A 19,640-nucleotide genomic window follows, 5' to 3' on the forward strand; every position below is an offset into this window, starting at 1 on the left:
CCGTAGGTTCCGGGCGTCAGCTCACTCGGCGGCGCCGTCGCGCACCCGGCGCCGCGCGACCCGGTGCAGCACGCGCGATAGCTGATCGATCGCGTAGGGCTTCTGCACGAGCTCGAAATCGACCTTGCCGTCCTGGGACAGCGCCTCGCTGTAGCCGGTGGTCAGCACGACCGGCACGCCGATGCCGCGGTCGCGGACCGCCTGCGCGAGATCGAGCCCGGTCATGCCGGGCATCACGATGTCCGAGAAAACGACATCGAAGCGATCGGCATCCATGACCAGCTCGGCGAGTGCATCGGTTGCGTTGTCGATCAGCGTGACGCTGTAGCCGAGCTCGGTGAGGCCGTCGGCCGCGAAATTGGCGAGTTCGATATTGTCCTCGACCAGCAGCACCGACATGCCGCTGCCGGCCACGGCCGGGGCCGTATTCGGTGCCTGCCGCTGCGGCAGCAAATCCGGCGCCACGCGCGGCAGGTAGAGCGAGAAGGTGCTGCCGTGGCCGACCTCGCTGGTGACTGTCACCTCGCCGCCGGACTGCCGGGCGAAGCCGAACACCTGCGATAGGCCGAGACCGGTGCCGTGGCCGATCTGCTTGGTGGTGAAGAACGGTTCGAAGATGCGCTCGAGCCGCGTAGCCGGAATGCCGATGCCGGTGTCGCTGACGGCAATGCCGACGAAACCGTGTTTGCCAGCAAGGTCACGGCCGCCTGAAAGATCAGGGTTGCCCGAGACGGGAGCCCGCGTGTCCGCAATGGTCGCCGCGGCCTCGACGTTGAAGACGATCCTGCCCTTGCCGTGCATGGCATCGCGCGCATTGGTCGCCATGTTGATCAACGCCGTCTCGAACTGGCTTGCATCGGCATTGACGAGGCAGGGCTCGGCCGGCAGCCGCATCGCGATTTCGATCGCGGGTCCGAGCAGCGTCGCGAGCATGTCGTGCAGCGACTGCAACCGCGCGCCGACGTCGAACACCTCCGGCTTCAAGGTCTGGCGGCGCGCGAAGGCGAGCAGCTGCGATGTCAGCTTGGCTGCGCGCCCGACCGCGTCTGCGATGGCCGTGATGTAGCGCTGGCGCCGCTCCTCGCTCAGCTGCGGCCGGTTCAGCAGGTCAACGGAGGCGCGAATCACGGTCAGGAGGTTGTTGAAGTCGTGCGCGACGCCGCCGGTGAGCTGGCCGAGCGCCTCAAGGCGCTGGCTGTGCTTGAGCGCCTCCTCGGCTTCGCGCCGCGCGGCGGCCTCGGCCTGGAGATGCTGGGTGCGCCGGAACGCGAACGCCAGCAGCAGAAACAGCAGCGCGGTGGCGGGAATGCCGAACACCAGATGCTGGCCCATGGTGGCGAACCAGCGCGCGCGGATCGCCGAGGTCTCCAACCCCGCGCTGACATAGATCGGGTATTCGGCGATGCGTCGGTAGCCGATGCGGCGCTCGACCTCGTCCCATGGCCAGGCAATGGTGATGAGGCCATGCTCGGGGTGAGCTGCGATGCTGCGGCCGACCGGCCCGTTAGGATCGAGCCTGAGGTCGCGATCCAGCCGCGGAAGATGCGCCAGCACCACGCCGTCGGTGCGTCCCATGGCGAGGAAGCTGCCAGGGTCGGAGCCGATCCGGGCATAAAAGCTCTCGAAATATTCCGGGAGGACAGAGGCCTGGATCACGCCGATGAAGCTGCCGTCGTCGGAGCCGCGGCGGCGGCTGACCCCGAAGAAGCGCGCGCCCTGATAGGGCTGGCGCGGCGTCAGGGGAACACCGATGTAGCTGCCGATGGTCTGGTCGACATGGGCGGCAAAGTAGTCGCGGTCCGCAAAGCTCTGCGCCGGCGGCGGCGAGGCCAGGCTGTTGACCAGCGACTTTCCGTCCGCATCGAAGATCCATGCCGATTTGAGCTGCGGCAGCGAATCGGAGAGTTGCTTCAGGCGGCGGTGCAGGGCCGGCTCGCGCGAGCGGATGATGTCGTCGGGCATGCCGCGCACCACCTCGTTGATCTCGGCGAGGCTGCGGTCGATGGTCTCGAACACCTTGAGCGCATGCTCATGCGCGACATCGAGGGTGCGCTCGATCTCGCGGTCGGCGATATCTTTCGTCGAGGTGTAGGAGATCGAGGCGGCGATCGCGAACAGCGCAATCGGCAGCGCCAGGGACGCAGCCATCATCCACTGCAGCAATCTCAGCGAATTGCGTTGTGCGCCCTGCACGGTCGCTCCGGTCCCACGCCGGAGAGCTTACTTGAATTTCGCGCCGGGAAGGAAGCGGCTTGTGGCGGGAACCAGAGGTTGCAACCCGCCTGCTTGCGCGCGCAGGGGTGCAGGCAAAATCTACTCGAACACCTGCCCGTCGTAGAATGCCCCGGCCGTTCCGGCCGGGGATCGCAGCATGAATGACGCCTAGATCTGGCGCTCGACCATCTTGAGCTTGAGCTCGGCGATGGCTTCCGCCGGGTTGAGGCCCTTCGGGCAGGCCTTGGCGCAGTTCATGATGGTGTGGCAGCGATAGAGGCGGAACGGGTCCTCGAGATTGTCGAGCCGCTCGCCGGTCGCCTCATCCCGCGAATCCGATACCCAGCGGTTGGCCTGGAGCAGCGCGGCGGGACCGAGGTAGCGCTCGCTGTTCCACCAATAGCTCGGGCAAGAGGTCGAGCAGCAGGCGCAGAGGATGCATTCATAGAGGCCGTCGAGCTTCTCGCGGTCTTCGTGGCTCTGCTTCCATTCCTTCTGCGGCGTCGGCGAGGTCGTCTTTAGCCACGGCTCGACCGAAGCGTATTGTGCATAGAAATTGGTGAGGTCGGGGATGAGGTCCTTCACGACAGGCTGGTGCGGCAGCGGATTGATCTTCACCGCGCCGTCCTTCACGTCGTGCATCGAGCGGGTACAGGCCAGGGTGTTCTGGCCGTCGATGTTCATCGCGCAGGAGCCGCAGACGCCTTCGCGGCAGGAGCGGCGGAAGGTCAGCGACGGGTCGATGTTGTTCTTGATCCAGATCAGGCCGTCCAGCACCATCGGCCCGCAATCATGGGTGTCGACGTAATAGGTGTCGACGCTGGGAGTCTTGCCGTCGTCCGGATTCCAGCGATAGACGCGGAATTCACGGACCTCAGTCGCGCCCGCGGGCTTCGGCCAGGTCTTGCCGCCTGATATCTTGGAGTTCTTCGGAAGTGCGAATTCAACCATTTCGATAAAGCTTTCGCTGTTCGCTCAGTACACGCGCGCCGTTTAGTAAACGCGAGCTTTGGGCGGGATGTACTGGACGTCGTTGGTCATGGTGTAGTCGTGAACGGGGCGGTACTCGATCTTGACCTTGCCGGAATCTTCCAGCCAGGCCAGCGTGTGCTTCATCCAGTTCTTGTCGTCGCGCTCGGAGAAGTCCTCGCGGGCATGCGCGCCACGGCTCTCGGTGCGGTTGGCGGCCGAGTTCATCGTCACCACCGCCTGCGAGATCAGATTGTCGAATTCGAGCGTCTCGATCAGGTCGGAATTCCACACCAGCGAGCGGTCGGATACGGCGATGTCGATGATGCCGCTATGGACCTTCTCGATCAGGTTCTGGCCTTCGCTCAGGATGTCGCCGGTGCGGAACACCGCGCAATTGTTCTGCATCACGTGCTGCATGCCTTCGCGCAGCTTCGCGGTCGGCGTGCCGCCGGAGGCGTAGCGGTAGTGGTCGAGCCGGCCGAGCGCCAGGTCGGACGAATTCGCCGGCAATTCCGGCTGGCTGGCGTTCGGCGTGAGCTTCTCGGCGAGGCGCAGCGCCGCGGCGCGTCCGAACACGACGAGGTCGATCAGCGAGTTGGAGCCGAGGCGGTTGGCGCCGTGCACGGAGACGCAGGCGGCCTCGCCGATCGCCATCAGGCCGGGGATGATGGCGTTGTCGTCGCCGTCCTTCTTGGTCAGGACTTCGCCGTGATAGTTCGTCGGGATGCCGCCCATGTTGTAATGCACGGTCGGCACAATTGGGATCGGCTCGCGCGTCACGTCGACATTGGCGAAGATCTTTGCGGATTCCGAGATGCCCGGCAGGCGTTCGGCCAGCACCGCGGGATCGAGATGGTCGAGATGAAGGAAGATGTGGTCCTTCTTCTTGCCGACACCGCGACCTTCGCGAATCTCGATGGTCATCGCGCGCGAGACGACGTCACGCGAGGCCAGATCCTTGGCGGAGGGCGCATAGCGCTCCATGAAGCGCTCGCCCTCGGAGTTGACGAGATAGCCGCCTTCGCCGCGCGCGCCTTCGGTGACGAGACAGCCCGAACCGTAGATGCCGGTCGGGTGGAACTGCACGAACTCCATGTCCTGCATCGGCAGACCGGCGCGCAGCACCATGCCGCCGCCGTCGCCGGTGCAGGTGTGCGCCGAGGTGCAGGATGCATAGGCGCGGCCATAGCCGCCGGTGGCGAGGATCACGGTCTGGGCGCGGAAGCGGTGCAGCGTGCCGTCATCGAGCTTGAGCGCGATAACGCCGCGGCAGGTGCCCTGGTCGTCCATGATCAGGTCGATGGCAAAGAACTCGATGAAGAACTCGGCCGCGTGACGCAGCGACTGGCCGTACATCGTGTGCAGCATGGCGTGGCCGGTGCGGTCGGCGGCGGCGCAGGTGCGCTGCGCCTGGCCCTTGCCGTAGTCCATGGTCATGCCGCCGAACGGGCGCTGGTAGATCTTGCCGTCTTCGGTGCGCGAGAACGGCACGCCCCAATGCTCGAGCTCGTAGACCGCCTCGGGCGCGTTGCGCACCATGTATTCGATCGCGTCCTGGTCGCCCAGCCAGTCCGACCCCTTCACGGTGTCGTACATGTGCCAGCGCCAGTCGTCCTTGTGCATGTTGCCGAGGGACGCCGAGATGCCGCCCTGCGCCGCGACGGTGTGCGAGCGGGTCGGAAACACTTTGGTGATGCAGGCGGTACGAAGACCGGCTTCGCTGCAGCCGACCACGGCGCGCAGGCCTGCGCCGCCGGCGCCGACCACGACGACATCATAGGTGTGATCTTCGATCGGATAGGCTTTGCCGTTGGTGGCGGGAGCGCCGTTGCCCTTGCCATTGGTCTCTGTGGCCATGGGTTTAGACTCCGGAGGAAAGTTTCAGGATCGCGTAGGTCGAGGCGAGCGCCACGGCGAACGAGAAGAAGTTGTTGAGCATGATCGAGATGAGCTTCAGCTTCTCGTTATGGATGTAGTCCTCGATCACGACCTGCATGCCGATCTTCATGTGCCAGGCGCTGGCGAAGATGAAGAGCAGCAGGATCACCGCGATCGGCAGCGAGCCGAGAATCTGTGCGGCGCCGGCCTGGTTGCGGCCGAGCAGCATCATCACGATCACGATCACGGGGATCATCAGCAGCGTCATGGCGACGCCGGTGATGCGCTGGCGCCAGAAATCGGAGGTGCCCGAATGCGCCGCGCCGAGATTGCGCACGCGGCCGAGCGGGGTGCGCATGGAGGAGCCCTTCGGGGCGCCGTGGGATTCGTCGAAACTCATCGTCCGCCTCCGATCGCGTAGGCGATGATCCAAATGAGGACCGTGAGCACGATGCCGCCGATCAGGGCGCCCCAGGTCAACGCTTCGCGCTCATTGGCCTTGAAGCCGTAGCCGAGGTCCCAGACGAAATGCCGGATGCCGCTGAGCATGTGGTGCATCAGCGCCCAGGTGTAGCCGAACACGATCAGGCGGCCGATGATGCTGCCGGTGAAGGCTTGGACGTGGCTATAGGCGGCGGGGCCGGAGGCCGCCGCAATCAGCCACCAGGCCAGCAGCAGCGTTCCGGCGTAGAGGGCAATTCCGGTGGCGCGATGGACGATGGAAAGCGCCATCGTCAGGGTCCAGCGGTAGGTCTGAATGTGCGGCGAAAGCGGTCGTTCGATCCGTGCGGTCATGGGCTTCAATTGCTTTATTGCGGCCCAGCATGGGGCGCGCGGGGATCGCGAAAGGTCGGCTCTATTTACGGAGTCGATTTCACCTGCGCAATCACCAAATCGCCATAAACCGAACTTGAGTTCAGCTCTAGGCCCTTGATGTAACAAGGCCAATCGGAGACTTGGTATACCAGAGGGGTGGCGCACCGGCTAAAGATAGAATATAAATTCACCTCTTGTAATGAGACCCGAGACGCATTGAAATTACTATTGGAACGGCTCCAAGCCGCTGCGGGCCGGCCAGGGTTCGAGCCAGTCAGTTCATGACGTTCGAACCGGTAGGGATGGTCGGCAAGCAATCTCCAAGTTCCGCGAAGCGCGCCGATTTTTCGCGAGACGGGCGGATATGCGCAGTCCGCATCCCACCCCGGACCGGAGATGCGGCGGTCGACCCGACAAATCAGATCGCCTAGAGCATTGCGGGCAGCCGTTTCCGAGCGATGCATCGGAGAAGTTGCGACCCATCGCCGGGGCAGGTCAGGGGTGATTGCAGGACTTGATATCAAGGAGATCGCCGAACTCGCGCTGCTGCTGATCGCAACCGGCGCGCTCTCCGGATTTTTGGCCGGCGTGTTCGGCATCGGCGGCGGCGCGATTCTGGTGCCGGTGTTCTACGAGTGCTTCCGCATCGCCGGTGTGCCGCTCGAGGTGCGCATGCCGCTCTGCATCGGCACTTCGCTCGCTGTCATCATTCCGACCTCGATCCGTTCGTTCCAGGCGCACTACAGGCGCGGCGCCGTCGATCTTGCGATCCTCCGGGTCTGGTGGCTGCCGATCCTGATCGGCGTCGTCGCCGGCAGCGTGGTCGCGCGTTACGCGCCGGAGCGACTGTTCAAGATCGTGTTCGTCGCCGTCGCTTGGTCGGCCGCGGTACGGCTGATCTTCGCGCGCGAGAGCTGGAAGCTCGGCGATGATCTGCCGAAGGGCCCCTTGATGCGGATCTACGGCTTCTGCGTCGGCATTTTGTCGACGTTGATGGGCATCGGCGGTGGCCTGTTCTCGAACCTGCTGATGACGTTCTACGGCCGCCCGATCCACCAGGCAGTGGCGACATCGTCGGCGCTCGCGGTCTTGATCTCGATCCCCGGCGCGCTCGGCTACATCTATGCCGGTTGGCCTGCGGCGGTGAGCTACCCGGCCGTTGCAGCCCTGCAGGTCCCGTTCGCGCTCGGTTACGTCTCGCTGATCGGCGCGGTCCTGGTGATGCCAATGAGCCTTGTGACGGCACCGCTCGGTGTGAAGGCTGCGCATGCAATGTCGAAGCGGACGCTGGAAGTCGCGTTCGGGTGCTATCTGTTCATCGTCGGCAGCAGGTTTGTGATGAGCCTGGTGGGTGGGCACTAATTGACGGACCGGTCCTTCAATCTCACTTCGCTGTGGCCCCACATTTGAAGATTGCCTTGCGCCTCCAGGAGGTCGGCCTCAACCAACGCCTGAATGCGGGCCGCAAAGACCTCAAAATCGACGGGAGCCGCTAGCGCTTCTTCCTTTTCGACCCTCTCAACCGCGCAGTACAGGACCATTGCGAACTTCTGCCATCGCGACTTCATGACAGAGAAAATGACGCGATCCAAATCGGTCTCCAGCACAGAGGACGGAAGTGAAACGTCTTCCCACCGGAGTGTGCTGTCGATGGTGGCAGGCCGTCCCGGCGGTTCAAGATCCGGAAATCGCTTGTAGATCAATCGCAGAAGCTTGAATTGCAAATGGAAAACCGCCGTTACGAGCGGATCTGCAAACAGCTTTCGGCCGTCATCGCCAACATCGACGATCGCGGCCTCCGCTCGCCGGAATGCTGCGGCGGCATCGAGCAGGTGCTTGTGTATCTTCTTAGCTTGCTCTCGGTTCATGTCCCCCCAGCCCGGAGCAGTTGCGCCCCTATTTCTTCGCGTAAAGATCCTTGTACGTATCCCGCAGCACGTTCTTCTGCACCTTGCCCATGGTGTTGCGCGGCAGCTCGTCGACCACGAAGACCCGCTTGGGCATCTTGAACTTGGCCAGCCGGCCGTCGAGCGCCTTCAGCACCGCGGCCTCGGTCACATCGGCGCCCTTGTTGCAGACCAGCACCGCCGTGACGCCCTCGCCGAAATCAGCGTGGGGCACGCCGATCACGGCGGATTCGATCACGCCGGGCATGGCGTCGATCTCGCTCTCGATTTCCTTCGGGTAGACATTGAAGCCGCCGGAGATCACGAGATCCTTGCCGCGGCCGAGAATATGGACGTAACCCTTGGCGTCGATCTTGCCGAGGTCGCCGGTGATGAAGAAGCCGTCGTCGCGGAATTCCGCCTTGGTCTTCTCCGGCATGCGCCAATAGCCCTTGAACACGTTCGGGCCCTTGACCTCGATCATGCCGATTTCGTCACGGGGCAGCTCCTTGCCGGTCTCGGGATCGGTGACGCGTACGGACACGCCGGGGAGCGGAAAGCCGACCGCGCCGGGCACGCGCTCGCCGTCATAGGGATTCGACGTGTTCATGTTGGTCTCGGTCATGCCGTAGCGCTCGAGCACCGCGTGCCCCGTGCGCGCCGACCATTCGCGATGGGTTTCGGCGAGCAGCGGCGCCGAGCCCGAGACGAACAGCCGCATGTGCTTTGTGGTTTCGCGCGACAGCGCAGCGTTCTGGAGCAGACGGGTATAGAACGTCGGCACGCCCATCAGCACCGTGGCACGCGCCATCAGCTTGATGATCAGATCCGGGTCGAGCTTCGGCAGGAAGATCATCGATGCCCGCGCAAACAGCGTCACGTTGGTCGCCACGAACAGGCCGTGGGTGTGGTAGATCGGCAGTGCGTGGATCAGCACGTCCTTGTCGGTGAAGCGCCAGAAGCCGACGAGCGAGAGCGAGTTCGACGCCAGATTGTCGTGGGTCAACATCGCGCCCTTGGAGCGGCCGGTGGTGCCGGACGTGTAGAGGATCGCGGCGAGATCGTCGTTTGCGCGCGCCACCGTGGTGAATTCGCTGCTCGTCTTGTCGGCGGCGTCCGTCAGCGAGCCCTTGCCGTCAGGCCCGAGCGTCTCGACTTTGGCCTTCACCTTGGCGGCGATGGGGGCGAGGCCCTCCGCCTTGGCGGGATCGCAGACCACCAGCGAGGGCTCGGCATCGCCGATGAAGTAGTCGAGCTCGTTGAGCGTATAGGCGGTGTTGAGCGGCAGATAGACTGCGCCGGCCCGCACCGTGGCCAAATACAGCACGATGTTGGTCACGGACTTCTCGACCTGCACCGCAACGCGGTCGCCGGGCTTCACGCCGCGCGCGACCAGCACATTGGCCATCTGTCCGGCCCGGGCGATCAGATCACCATAGCTGATGCGGACCCCGTCATGCGTCTCGATCGCGAGGCGCTTCGGATCGTCGAGGCCGTCGAACAGGCGGGAAAACAGATTGGCGTTGGCAGCTTGGTTCATGCAAGATTTCCTCGACCGCAAGGCTTGACCGCAACGATCGTCAGAGGCCGGTCAAAACCGAGGGCTGGATTAGCAAAAACCGCCCCGATGAAGCAACGGAGACAGTTTGCATGACCAAAAACGGGAAACGCGTGGCCTGGGTGACAGGCGGGGGCAGCGGGATCGGGGAGGCCGGCGCCGAGGCGCTGGCGGCCGACGGCTGGACGGTGGTGGTTTCGGGCCGGCGCAAGGACGCCCTGGATACCGTGGTCGCGAAGATCGCCCAGACGGGCGGGGCCGCCGAGGCCATCGCGCTGGACGTGTCGGTCGCCGCCGCGGCCCAGAAGGCGGCTGATTAAATCGTTGCGAAGCACGGCCGGATCGACCTGCTGGTGAACAATGCCGGCATCAATGTCCCTAAGCGGAGCTGGAAGGACATGGAACTGGAGGGCTGGGACCAGCTGGTCCAGGTCAATCTCAACGGCGTGCTCTATTGCATGCGCGCGGTGCTGCCGACGATGCGCAAGCAGCAGGACGGCTCCATCATCAACGTCTCGTCCTGGGCCGGCCGCCACGTCTCGAAAATGCCGGGCCCGGCCTACACCACGACCAAGCATGCGGTGCTGGCGCTGACGCATTCCTTCAACATGGACGAATGCGTCAACGGCTTGCGCGCCTGCTGCCTGATGCCGGGCGAGGTGGCGACCCCGATCCTGAAGCTGCGCCCGGTGGTACCGAGCGAGGAGGAGCAGGCCAGGATGCTGCAATCCGAAGATCTCGGCCGCACCATCGCGTTCATCGCGAGCATGCCGGCGCGGGTGTGCATCAATGAACTGCTGATCAGCCCGACGCATAATCGCGGGTTTATCCAGACGCCGCACAACAGGGATTGAGCGGCAGGTAGATCGTCGAGGCGCGTCATTGCGAGCGAAGCGAAGCAATCCAGCGGTGCATCCGCGGTGGCAGCCTGGATCGCTTCGTCGCTTCGCTCCTCGCAATGACGCCCCCCACGGAGAACCACGCACTTAGTTTCACCCATCACAAAGAAGTTTTGTTCGAAACCGCTTCGCAAACGCTCCCGTAGTTCGAGCCAACGACGGCGCTGCTGCTTCACACTCGCAGGTCGCAGCCACTGTTGTTGCCCAACTCGAACGCCGGCAATCGCCGGTCACAATCCAATCGGGAGACCCTCCATGTCGAAGCGTATTGCCTATCTCACCGCTGCGGCCTTCAGCGCGCTGGCCATCACCGCGACCGTCGTCGCGCCCGCCCGCGCCGAGGAAAAGACCGTCATGGTCGGCGGCGCCGCGATGTTCCCGTCCAAGAACATCGTCCAGAACGCCGTCAACTCGAAGGACCACACCACGCTGGTGGCGGCGGTGAAGGCGGCCGGCCTGGTGCCGACGCTGGAAGGCAAGGGTCCGTTCACGGTGTTCGCGCCGACCAACGCCGCCTTCGGCAAGCTGCCGGCCGGCACCGTCGACACTCTGGTGAAGCCCGAGAACAAGGCGACGCTGACCAAGATCCTCACCTACCATGTCGTGCCCGGCAAGCTCGAGGCGTCCGACCTCACCGACGGCAAGAAGATGAAGACCGCCGAAGGCGAGGAGCTGACGGTGAAGAAGCAGGACGGCAAGGTCTGGATCCTCGACGCCAAGGGCGGTACCTCGATGGTGACGATCTCCAATGTCAACCAGTCGAACGGTGTAATCCATGTGGTCGACACCGTGCTGATGCCGGCGACGTAAACACCGCGCCGTCCGGCTTCATCCCCGAACCGGATGCGACGAAATGGCGAGCCGGGGGTACCCGGCTCGCTTTATTGTGACCACGATAGCCAGCCGACATGGATTCGATGCCGAACAGGGCGTAACGAAAGCGGAAGCATCGGCGTATAATTGCTGTCAGACGATGTTCAGGACGGAACCGCCATGTCGAGCCTCACAGTCACCGACGAGCAGGTCAGCGCCACCCCGGCCAAAGTGATCCAGCCGGCCTGGGTCCGGGTCATGCACTGGATCAACGCTTTCGCCATGATCCTGATGATCCTGTCGGGTTGGCAGATCTACAACGCCTCGCCGCTGTTCGGTTTCAGCTTTCCGCGCGAGTACACGCTCGGCGGCTGGCTCGGTGGCGGCCTGCTCTGGCACTTTGCGGCGATGTGGCTGTTGATGATCAACGGCCTTGCCTATCTCGTCACCGGCCTTGCCACCGGCCGCTTCCGGAAAAAACTGCTGCCGATCACCCCATCCGGCGTGCTCCACGACGTCAGGGCTGCGCTGACCTTCAAGCTCGGCCATGCCGATCTCTCCGTCTACAATTACGTCCAGCGCGTGCTCTATGCCGGCATCATATTGATCGGCGTGATCATCGTGCTGTCGGGGCTGGGAATGTGGAAACCGGTGCAACTGCACTGGCTCGTGTCCCTGTTCGGCGACTATCCGACCGCGCGCTACATCCATTTCTTCTGCATGGCCGCGATCTGCGCCTTCCTGGTCATTCATGTTTTACTCGCGCTGCTGGTGCCGAAGAGCCTGCGCGCGATGATCATCGGCCGTTGAGTGGAGAGAGAGTCATGGCGAAGCGCTCATTCCTGATCCCGGGCGTCGACAAGCGGCTGCTGATCAAGGATTCCATCAAGACGATGCCAGAGGTCAGCCGCCGCCGCTTCATCGCGGGCGGCGCAAGCCTCGGGGCGCTGACGCTGCTCACCGGCTGCGACGTGATCGACTCGTCCTCCGCGGAGGAGATGCTGAAGTCGGTTTCGAAATTCAACGATGCCGTGCAGGATTTCATCTTCAATCCCGACGCGCTGGCGCCGACGTTTCCCGAGAGCGCGATCACAAAGCCGTTTCCGTTCAACGCCTATTACGATCTCGACGACGCGCCCGATGTCGACGGTGCCGACTGGAAGCTCGAAGTCCGCGGTCTCGTCGAGAACAAGAAGTCGTGGACGCTTCCCGAGCTGTACAAGCTGCCGCAGGCTACGCAGATCACCCGTCACATCTGCGTCGAGGGCTGGAGCGCGATCGGCAGCTGGACCGGTACACCCATGCGCGACTTCCTTAAGCTGATCGGCGCCGACATCCGCGCAAAGTATGTCTGGTTCCAGTGCGCCGACAAGGACGGCTACAATTCTCCGCTCGACATGCGCACCGCGCTGCATCCGCAGACCCAGATGACGTTCAAATATGCGGGCGAAATCCTGCCGCGCGCCTACGGCTTCCCGATGAAGATCCGCGTGCCGACCAAGCTCGGCTTCAAGAACCCGAAATACGTGGTGTCGATGGAAGTCACCAACGACTACAAGGGCGGCTATTGGGAAGACCAGGGGTACAATTCGTTCAGCGGAAGCTAGCTGTTGTCGTCCCGGCGAAGGCCGGGGCCCATACCGCGAGGTCTATCGATTTTCGCTAGATGCCAATCCCGAACGACCAGTCTTCCCCAAAATGCTCCCTGTGGTTATGGGTCCCGGCCTTCGCCGGGACGACACTTGTTATGAGGCCGGCTCCACTTTCCGCTGGCACAGCGCGGCAACCGCGCCCAGCGCCAGCAGCGCCGCCGACACATTCAGCGCGTAACTCAAGCTCCCCAGCGCGTCCGTGATCGCGCCGACCACGATCGGGCCCAGCGTCTGGCCGACGCCGAACGAGATCGTCATCGCCGCGATCGCGGTCGGCCACACCTCGGGCGGATAGTTGAAGCGCACGAAGGCGGTGGTCGAGCCGACTACGGCGAAGAAGGCGACGCCGAACACGATCGCCGAGACCGCGAGCCATGCCGGCGAATGCCCGAGCATCGGCAGGGCGGCGCCGAGCGCGTTGGTGCCGAGGATGATGGCGGTGGCAAGACCACCGCGATCGAGCGCGAGCACGCGGCGCCAGGCCCACGGCGTGACGAAGGCGCTCAAGCCAATCAGGCTCCAGAACGCGGCCTGCGCTGCGGCCCCGCCGCCGCCGTCGCGCACATAGGCGATCATGAAGGTCATGTAGGCGATGTAACCCGCGCCAAACAGGAAGTAGCCGGCGAGGTAGATCAGCACCGGAAAAATGGCGAAGGCGCCGTGGCCGCCTTGCGAGAAACGCACGCCGCTCTCGATGCGGACCAGGAACAGCGGCACGGTCATGACGACAGACAGCAGCGTCATCGCCCACCACACGATCCACCACGAGCCCGGCCCGAAATATTGCAGCGTGAACGGGGCGATCAGGCCCGAGGCGAGAATGCCGATGCCGGGTCCGGCATAGAACAGGCTCAGCAGGAAATTGGCCCGCTCCGGGCGCGACTGCGCAATGGAAGCGGCCAGCGCGCCGCCGGCGACGAAACCGGCCGCGGCGCCAACGCCCAGCACGAGACGGGCCAGGCTCAGCGCAACGAAGTTCCCGGTCAGCGCGCAAGTCGCAAGCGCGGCGACGCAGGCCAGGGTTCCGCCACGGATCGCGGCCGACCAGCCGACCCGTTCGATCAACCGGGATGCCACAAGCGCGCCCGCGAGGTAGCCGACGGCGTTGATGGTGTTCATGAAACCGGCCGCCGAGTAGGACCAGCCGAGGTCCTCCCGCATGTCGGGCAGCACCAGCGAATAGGCGAAGCGGCCGATACCCAGCCCAACCGTCGCAGCCAGCGACAGGGTCAGGATCAGCCGCGCGGGATGGGCGTCGGGCGGGGGACGTTCAGGGGCGTGCAAATGGGTACTCCGGCATGCGCAGTGTGGCAGGCCCTGCCCGCGTTGCACAGAACCGAAGCGGCAATGGTGTCTTGCCAAGCACGCAACGCCGCTCTAGCACTCCGGCCGAAATCGACCTCAGAGGAAACGACCATGGCGACCCACAAACTGCTGCTGCTTCCCGGCGACGGTATCGGCCCCGAGGTGATGGGCGAGGTGAAGCGGCTGATCGACTGGCTCAGTTCGGCGGGGATCGCCAAGTTCGAGACCGACACCGGCCTCGTTGGCGGTTCGGCCTATGACGCACACAAGGTGTCGATCTCGGAAGGCGACATGGCCAAGGCCAAGGAGGCCGACGCCATCATCTTCGGTGCGGTCGGCGGTCCCAAATGGGACGCGGTGCCCTACGAGGTGCGCCCCGAAGCCGGCCTACTGCGCCTGCGCAAGGATCTCGGTCTGTTCGCCAACCTCCGTCCCGCGGTCTGCTACCCGGCGCTGGCGGAGGCCTCCAGCCTGAAGCGCGAGGCGGTCGAGGGCCTCGACATCATGATCGTGCGCGAACTCACCGGCGGCGTCTATTTCGGCGAGCCCAAGACCATCACCGATCTCGGCAACGGCCAGAAGCGCGCCATCGATACCCAGGTCTACGACACCTATGAGATCGAGCGCATCGGCCGCGTCGCCTTCGAGCTTGCGAAGAAGCGCAAGAACAAGGTGACGTCGATGGAGAAGCGCAACGTCATGAAGTCGGGCGTGCTCTGGAATGAGGTCATGACCCAGGTCCACAAGCGCGAATATCCCGACGTCACGCTCGAGCATCAGCTCGCCGATTCCGGCGGCATGATGCTGGTGAAATGGCCGAAGCAGTTCGACGTCATCGTCACCGACAATCTGTTCGGCGACATGCTGTCCGACATTGCTGCGATGTTGACGGGATCGCTCGGCATGCTGCCCTCGGCCTCGCTCGGCGAGGTCGACGTCAAGAGCAAGAAGCGCAAGGCGCTGTACGAGCCCGTGCACGGCTCGGCGCCTGATATCGCAGGCCAGGGCCTCGCCAATCCGATCGCGATGATCTCGTCCTTCGGCATGGCGCTGCGCTACTCCTTCGACATGGGCGCGCTCGCCGACAAGGTCGACGCCGCGATCGCCGCGGTGCTGGCCAGCGGCCTGCGCACCGCCGACATCAAGTCGGAAGGCACCACTGCCGCCTCGACCACGCAGATGGGCGAAGCGATCTTGAAGGAATTGCAGAAGCTGCACGCTTAGAGCCGTAGCCCGGATGGAGCGAAGCGAAATCCGGCGTTCTTCCCGCGTGTCGAAAATCCCGGATTGCGCTTCGCTCCATCCGGGCTACACGACAAACAAAAATGGCCGGGCGCGAGCCCGGCCATTTGATTCGGTCGATATGTCCGCCTCAGTACAGCGGGAAATTCTGCGGATAGCCGCCAACATCCTGCGGCGTGCTCAGCGGCTGGCGATCGATCGGGCGGTTGAGATTTTCGCGCGCGAAGGTCGGATAGCCTACCGCCGGCGGGAAGGCGTAGTCGGAGAACTTGCGGTCGCCCGGATTGACCTCGGTGCCGCCGTCGAGCCAGGAGCGCTTGCTCACATAGATGCGGGTGCGGCCCTGCTGATAGCTCGAATTGGGGCCGCTCGGGCCGTAATAGTGACGGCCGCTGTCATAGCGCTGCTTCTTGGTGTCGGCCGAGGCGGGTGTCGCGAAGGCTGAGGACATGGCAATCACGGCGCCGGCCGTAAGCCACATCGCCAGTTTGTTCGCGGCAGAGAAATTCGAGCTCATCACGTCCCCTTCAGGCGGCAAGCCGCCAATCAATTTCACGCTCATACTAACCCGGCCGGGGCGGCTGCAACTAGGTCTATTGGGTCACACCAGCGCTGAATAATCGTGCGCGCCGGCAAAAGTTGCATGGATACAGCCACTTGAGCTTGATGCCGATCAGAGCGCGCCGCGCAACTGCGCATTGGCGGCGCCGAGCAGCCAGTCCGACGCGCCCGGGGGCGCGCAGGGGCGGCGCTTCAGCTCCGCATGGGCGAACAATTCGGCCAGCTTCGGCTCGTTGCCCGAGGTCAGCAGCGTTAGCCGGTTCAGCGTGCAGGCGATCGCGGCGCGCCGCGCAGGCAGGCTGTCGCCCTGGCAGGAGAATCCGGAGATCTGGAGCGCCGGCTCCTCGCTGCGCTTGAGGTAGCCGAGGCAGGCCCGCGCGCCCTCCGCCGGACCGGTCGGCTGGAATAGGGCGACGGGGCCGAATTTCGTGTCGATCAGGCCGGCTTGCTCCAGCGGGGTCGCGGTGCCCAGTCCCATCCGGACGGCCAGATCCATTGTTGCTGGACGCGTCACGTCGAATTCGCCGCCTTCCCGGTAAATCTCGAGCTCGGCCACGGTCCTGTCTGCCTCGCTGGCCCAGCGCATCACGTCCCTGCGGCCGCCTTCGGGATGCCTGAAGATCGCGTAAGAAGCTGTTTTTTCTGACGAATCGAGCCGGCTAAGGGCGAAGGCCGGAGGCGACCGGTCGGCCACGCTCCAATCGGGCTTCAGCGCCGGATCATCGTCGCGCAAGTTGGGCAGCTGGCCGAGTGCGGCAAGGCCGAGGATGGCAAACAGTACCAAAATCCCCACATAGGCGAACAGGCGCGCCAGCGTGCCGACGACCTCGTCGGCGAAGGCTGCAAGCGCCAGATGGATCTGGGTGGGGTTTGCGGCCGTGCTGGCCTCGGGCGAGTGCATCCACGTCCCTAAGGCATGGTCCAACGTTGTCTTGAGGCCGGTTCTCGCATAGAAGCGCTGCTCTTCCTGTTTAAGCCTCAGCTTCAGGAAAGAGCTTTTTCGTCGGAGAGTGAACGATGGGTTACAAAGTCGCAGTCGTCGGCGCGACCGGCAATGTCGGACGGGAAATGCTCAACATCCTCGACGAGCGCAAATTCCCTGCGGACGAGGTGGTGGCCCTGGCGTCACGCCGCAGCATGGGCGTCGAGGTCTCCTACGGCGACCGCACGCTGAAGGTCAAAGCGCTGGAGCATTACGACTTCTCCGACGTCGACATCTGCCTGATGTCGGCCGGCGGAGAGGTGTCGAAGGAATGGTCGCCGAAGATCGGCGCCGCCGGCACGGTCGTGATCGACAATTCCTCGGCCTGGCGCATGGACCCGGACGTGCCGTTGATCGTGCCGGAAGTGAATGCGGACGCGACTGCGGGCTTCAAGAAGAAGAACATCATCGCCAACCCGAACTGCTCGACCGCGCAGCTCGTGGTCGCGCTCAAGCCCCTGCACGACAAGGCGACGATCAAGCGCGTCGTGGTCTCGACCTATCAATCGGTGTCGGGCGCCGGCAAGGACGCGATGGACGAACTGTTCTCGCAGACCAAGGCCGTCTACACCAACCAGGAGCTGATCAATAACAAGTTTCCGGCGCGCATCGCCTTCAACGTCATCCCCCAGATCGACGTCTTCATGGAGGACGGCTACACCAAGGAAGAGTGGAAGATGATGGCGGAGACCAAGAAGATTCTTGATCCCAAGATCAAGCTCTCCGCGACCTGCGTGCGCGTGCCAGTTTTCGTCGGCCATTCCGAGGCCGTCAACATCGAGTTCGAGAACCCGATCAGCGCGGACGAAGCACGCGACATCCTGCGCAAGGCGCCGGGTTGTCTCGTCATCGACAAGCATGAGCCCGGCGGCTACGCCACGCCGTATGAAGCCGCCGGCGAGGACGCCACCTATATCAGCCGTATCCGCGAGGACGCGACGGTGGAGAACGGTCTCGTGCTGTGGTGCGTCTCGGATAATCTACGCAAGGGCGCCGCGCTCAACGCGATCCAGATCGCGGAAGTCCTGATCAACCGCAAGCTGATCAGCGCGAAGAAGAAGGCGGCGTAAGCCGTGCTGCCGTAGGGTGGGCAAAGACGCGAAGCGCCGTGCCCACCATCTTTCCACAATTGCTAGAAAAGTGGTGAGCACGCTTCGCTTTGCCCACCCCACAAGAGCTGCGGACCTACGCCATCTCGCGCGCGTTCCTGAATTCCTTCGCCGCCTTGTCCAGCACGAACAGTGATCCCTCCGCGACGCCGAAATAGGCGCCGTGGGTCTGCATCTGGCCGCTCTCGACCGCCTTCTGCACGAACGGGAAGGTCATCAGGTTTTCCAGGCTGCGGAACACCGCGGCCTTCTCGATGCGCTCGACGAATTGCGCCATGGTCTCGTGGTCGCGCTGCTCCACCACTTCGCCCGGCTTGATGAACATCTGCATCCATTTGCCGATGAAGTCGCCCGGCGTGAGCGGCTCGATCTTGTCGACGAAGGCGCGGATGCCGCCGCACTGGGCGTGCCCGAGCACCACGATGTGCTTCACCTTCAGCACCGTCACGGCATATTCCAGCGCCGCCGAGACGCCATGCGCGTTGCCGTCGGGCTGATACACCGGCACCAGATTGGCGATGTTGCGGACGACGAAGAGTTCGCCCGGCCCGACGTCGAAGATCACTTCGGGCGAGACGCGGCTGTCGCAGCAGCCGATCACCATCACTTCAGGGAACTGCCCCTTCACCGACAGCTCGCGGTAGCGGGTCTGCTCGGTCGGCAGCCGCTGGGTGGCGAAGGCCTTGTAGCCTTCCAGCAAATGCTCTGGGAATGTGGTCATGGCCTATGCCTAATCATATACCGCTGGGACGAACAAGCCTTTCGAATAGGCAGGCCAGATGCTATCGGCTTCGGTCGGAATGAGATGAGGAAACCGGAAGGAACGCTTGCATGACCCGCCCGCGCCGCAGCCATCTGTTCATGCCCGGCTCCAACCCCCGCGCGCTGGAAAAGGCGCGCAATCTCGCCGCCGACGGCCTGATCCTCGACCTGGAAGACTCCGTCGCGCCCGATGCCAAGGCAGTGGCACGCGATGGCATCGCGGCCGCGATCGCGGCCAAAGGGTTCGGCAAGCGCGAGATCCTGATCCGGACCAACGGCCTCGACACGCCCTGGTGGGCCGACGATGTCGCGATGGCGGCGAATGCCTCGCCCGACGGCATCCTGGTTCCAAAGGTTTCACGCGTGGAGGAGCTCGACACGATCGGCCGCCGTCTCGCCGAACTCGGCGCGGCGCCGACCGTAAAGGTCTGGGCCATGATCGAGACCGCGCGCGCGGTACTGCATGCCGAAGAACTCGCTGCCGCCGGGCGCGATCCAGCGCGGCGCCTGTCAGGCTTCGTGTTCGGGCCCAACGACATCTCGCGCGAGACGCGCATCAAGATGCTGCCGGGCCGCGCGGCGATGATCCCGATGATCTCCCATTGCATCCTGGCGACGCGCGCCCATGGCCTCGAAATCCTCGACGGCCCCTATAGCGACATCGCCAACTCCGATGGTTTCGCCACCGAATGCGCGCAAGGCCGCGATCTCGGTTTCGACGGCAAGACGCTGATTCACCCCTCGCAGATCGAAGCCTGCAACGCGATCTTCACCCCGCCGGAGGAGGAAGTCGCGCGCGCGCGAAAGATCATCGCCGCGTTCGAGCTGCCGGAGAACGTCTCGCGCGGCGCGATCCGTCTCGACGGCGCCATGGTGGAGCGGCTGCACGCCGACATGGCGCGGCGCACGATCGAGATCGCGGACGCGATTGCGGCGATGGGGAAGGGCTGAGGGCAGGCGGTTGCGCTCAAGCCGAACGAACATTGACGCG

At 64.1% G+C, this 19,640-nt stretch carries 18 protein-coding genes and 1 pseudogene; 8 read left to right on the forward strand and 11 right to left on the reverse strand.

The window, feature by feature from the left end; genetic code table 11:
* Positions 1-21: 21 nt before the first annotated feature.
* The 5 genes from IVB19_RS00570 to sdhC all read right to left on the reverse strand — a co-directional run bounded on the left by IVB19_RS00570 (position 22) and on the right by sdhC (position 5,859).
* Positions 22-2,193: a hybrid sensor histidine kinase/response regulator family protein gene (locus tag IVB19_RS00570; RefSeq protein ID WP_247295784.1), complete on the reverse strand. Its 2,172-nt coding sequence runs from the start codon at positions 2,191-2,193 to the stop codon at positions 22-24.
* A gap of 189 nt (positions 2,194-2,382) precedes the next feature.
* On the reverse strand, positions 2,383-3,165 hold the full coding sequence (gene sdhB, locus IVB19_RS00575; protein ID WP_018459776.1) for a succinate dehydrogenase iron-sulfur subunit: 783 nt from the start codon (positions 3,163-3,165) through the stop codon (positions 2,383-2,385).
* Between the two features lie 42 nt (positions 3,166-3,207).
* Positions 3,208-5,043: a succinate dehydrogenase flavoprotein subunit gene (gene sdhA, locus IVB19_RS00580; RefSeq protein ID WP_018459777.1), complete on the reverse strand. Its 1,836-nt coding sequence runs from the start codon at positions 5,041-5,043 to the stop codon at positions 3,208-3,210.
* Positions 5,044-5,047: 4 nt separating this feature from the next.
* Complete coding sequence (gene sdhD, locus IVB19_RS00585; protein WP_007598776.1) at positions 5,048-5,464, reverse strand: succinate dehydrogenase, hydrophobic membrane anchor protein; 417 nt, start codon at positions 5,462-5,464, stop codon at positions 5,048-5,050.
* Positions 5,461-5,859, reverse strand: a complete 399-nt coding sequence (gene sdhC / locus IVB19_RS00590; protein WP_018459778.1) for a succinate dehydrogenase, cytochrome b556 subunit — start codon at positions 5,857-5,859, stop codon at positions 5,461-5,463. The genes sdhD and sdhC overlap by 4 nt, the downstream gene beginning before the upstream one ends.
* Positions 5,860-6,381: 522 nt before the next feature.
* Between sdhC and IVB19_RS00595 the strand changes: the two genes are divergently transcribed.
* Positions 6,382-7,242, forward strand: a complete 861-nt coding sequence (locus IVB19_RS00595; RefSeq protein WP_018459779.1) for a sulfite exporter TauE/SafE family protein — start codon at positions 6,382-6,384, stop codon at positions 7,240-7,242.
* On the opposite strand, the gene IVB19_RS00600 is transcribed toward IVB19_RS00595, so the two are convergent.
* A complete protein-coding gene (locus tag IVB19_RS00600) occupies positions 7,239-7,748 on the reverse strand; it encodes a hypothetical protein (protein WP_204512880.1) in 510 nt (169 codons plus the stop codon). The genes IVB19_RS00595 and IVB19_RS00600 overlap by 4 nt on opposite strands.
* A gap of 28 nt (positions 7,749-7,776) precedes the next feature.
* Positions 7,777-9,306: a malonate--CoA ligase gene (locus tag IVB19_RS00605; protein ID WP_018459781.1), complete on the reverse strand. Its 1,530-nt coding sequence runs from the start codon at positions 9,304-9,306 to the stop codon at positions 7,777-7,779.
* Between the two features lie 110 nt (positions 9,307-9,416).
* Between IVB19_RS00605 and IVB19_RS00610 the strand changes: the two are divergent.
* The 4 genes and pseudogenes from IVB19_RS00610 to IVB19_RS00625 all read left to right on the forward strand — a co-directional run bounded on the left by IVB19_RS00610 (position 9,417) and on the right by IVB19_RS00625 (position 12,643).
* A pseudogene (locus tag IVB19_RS00610) lies at positions 9,417-10,178 on the forward strand (SDR family oxidoreductase).
* A gap of 300 nt (positions 10,179-10,478) precedes the next feature.
* Positions 10,479-11,033: a fasciclin domain-containing protein gene (locus IVB19_RS00615; RefSeq protein WP_018459783.1), complete on the forward strand. Its 555-nt coding sequence runs from the start codon at positions 10,479-10,481 to the stop codon at positions 11,031-11,033.
* Positions 11,034-11,216: 183 nt separating this feature from the next.
* Complete coding sequence (locus IVB19_RS00620) at positions 11,217-11,846, forward strand: cytochrome b/b6 domain-containing protein (RefSeq protein ID WP_018459784.1); 630 nt, start codon at positions 11,217-11,219, stop codon at positions 11,844-11,846.
* 14 nt (positions 11,847-11,860) lie between these two features.
* On the forward strand, positions 11,861-12,643 hold the full coding sequence (locus IVB19_RS00625) for a molybdopterin-dependent oxidoreductase (RefSeq protein ID WP_247820869.1): 783 nt from the start codon (positions 11,861-11,863) through the stop codon (positions 12,641-12,643).
* Between the two features lie 138 nt (positions 12,644-12,781).
* On the opposite strand, the gene IVB19_RS00630 is transcribed toward IVB19_RS00625, so the two are convergent.
* A complete protein-coding gene (locus IVB19_RS00630; protein WP_018459786.1) occupies positions 12,782-13,972 on the reverse strand; it encodes a YbfB/YjiJ family MFS transporter in 1,191 nt (396 codons plus the stop codon).
* A 132-nt stretch (positions 13,973-14,104) separates the two neighbouring features.
* Here IVB19_RS00630 and leuB point away from each other — a divergent pair, with 132 nt between their 5' ends.
* Entirely contained in the window at positions 14,105-15,217 is a 1,113-nt protein-coding gene (gene leuB, locus IVB19_RS00635) for a 3-isopropylmalate dehydrogenase (protein WP_018459787.1), read from the forward strand.
* 148 nt (positions 15,218-15,365) lie between these two features.
* Here leuB and IVB19_RS00640 read toward each other — a convergent pair whose 3' ends face one another.
* Together IVB19_RS00640 and IVB19_RS00645 are read right to left on the reverse strand one after the other, a co-directional pair.
* Positions 15,366-15,752 carry a hypothetical protein gene (locus tag IVB19_RS00640; RefSeq protein WP_018459788.1) on the reverse strand — a complete coding sequence of 129 codons (387 nt, stop codon included), beginning with the start codon at positions 15,750-15,752 and terminating at the stop codon, positions 15,366-15,368.
* Positions 15,753-15,908: 156 nt separating this feature from the next.
* Complete coding sequence (locus IVB19_RS00645) at positions 15,909-16,697, reverse strand: hypothetical protein (protein ID WP_018459789.1); 789 nt, start codon at positions 16,695-16,697, stop codon at positions 15,909-15,911.
* Positions 16,698-16,813: 116 nt separating this feature from the next.
* On the opposite strand from IVB19_RS00645, the gene IVB19_RS00650 reads away from it, so the two are divergent.
* On the forward strand, positions 16,814-17,848 hold the full coding sequence (locus IVB19_RS00650) for an aspartate-semialdehyde dehydrogenase (protein ID WP_018459790.1): 1,035 nt from the start codon (positions 16,814-16,816) through the stop codon (positions 17,846-17,848).
* 115 nt (positions 17,849-17,963) lie between these two features.
* On the opposite strand, the gene IVB19_RS00655 is transcribed toward IVB19_RS00650, so the two are convergent.
* Positions 17,964-18,608, reverse strand: coding sequence for a carbonic anhydrase (locus tag IVB19_RS00655; protein ID WP_018459791.1), 645 nt, complete (start codon positions 18,606-18,608; stop codon positions 17,964-17,966).
* 110 nt (positions 18,609-18,718) lie between these two features.
* On the opposite strand from IVB19_RS00655, the gene IVB19_RS00660 reads away from it, so the two are divergent.
* On the forward strand, positions 18,719-19,600 hold the full coding sequence (locus IVB19_RS00660; RefSeq protein ID WP_018459792.1) for an HpcH/HpaI aldolase/citrate lyase family protein: 882 nt from the start codon (positions 18,719-18,721) through the stop codon (positions 19,598-19,600).
* Positions 19,601-19,640: the final 40 nt, after the last annotated feature.

The sequence above is a fragment of the Bradyrhizobium sp. 187 genome (assembly GCF_023101005.1).
GTDB lineage: Bacteria > Pseudomonadota > Alphaproteobacteria > Rhizobiales > Xanthobacteraceae > Bradyrhizobium > Bradyrhizobium canariense_D.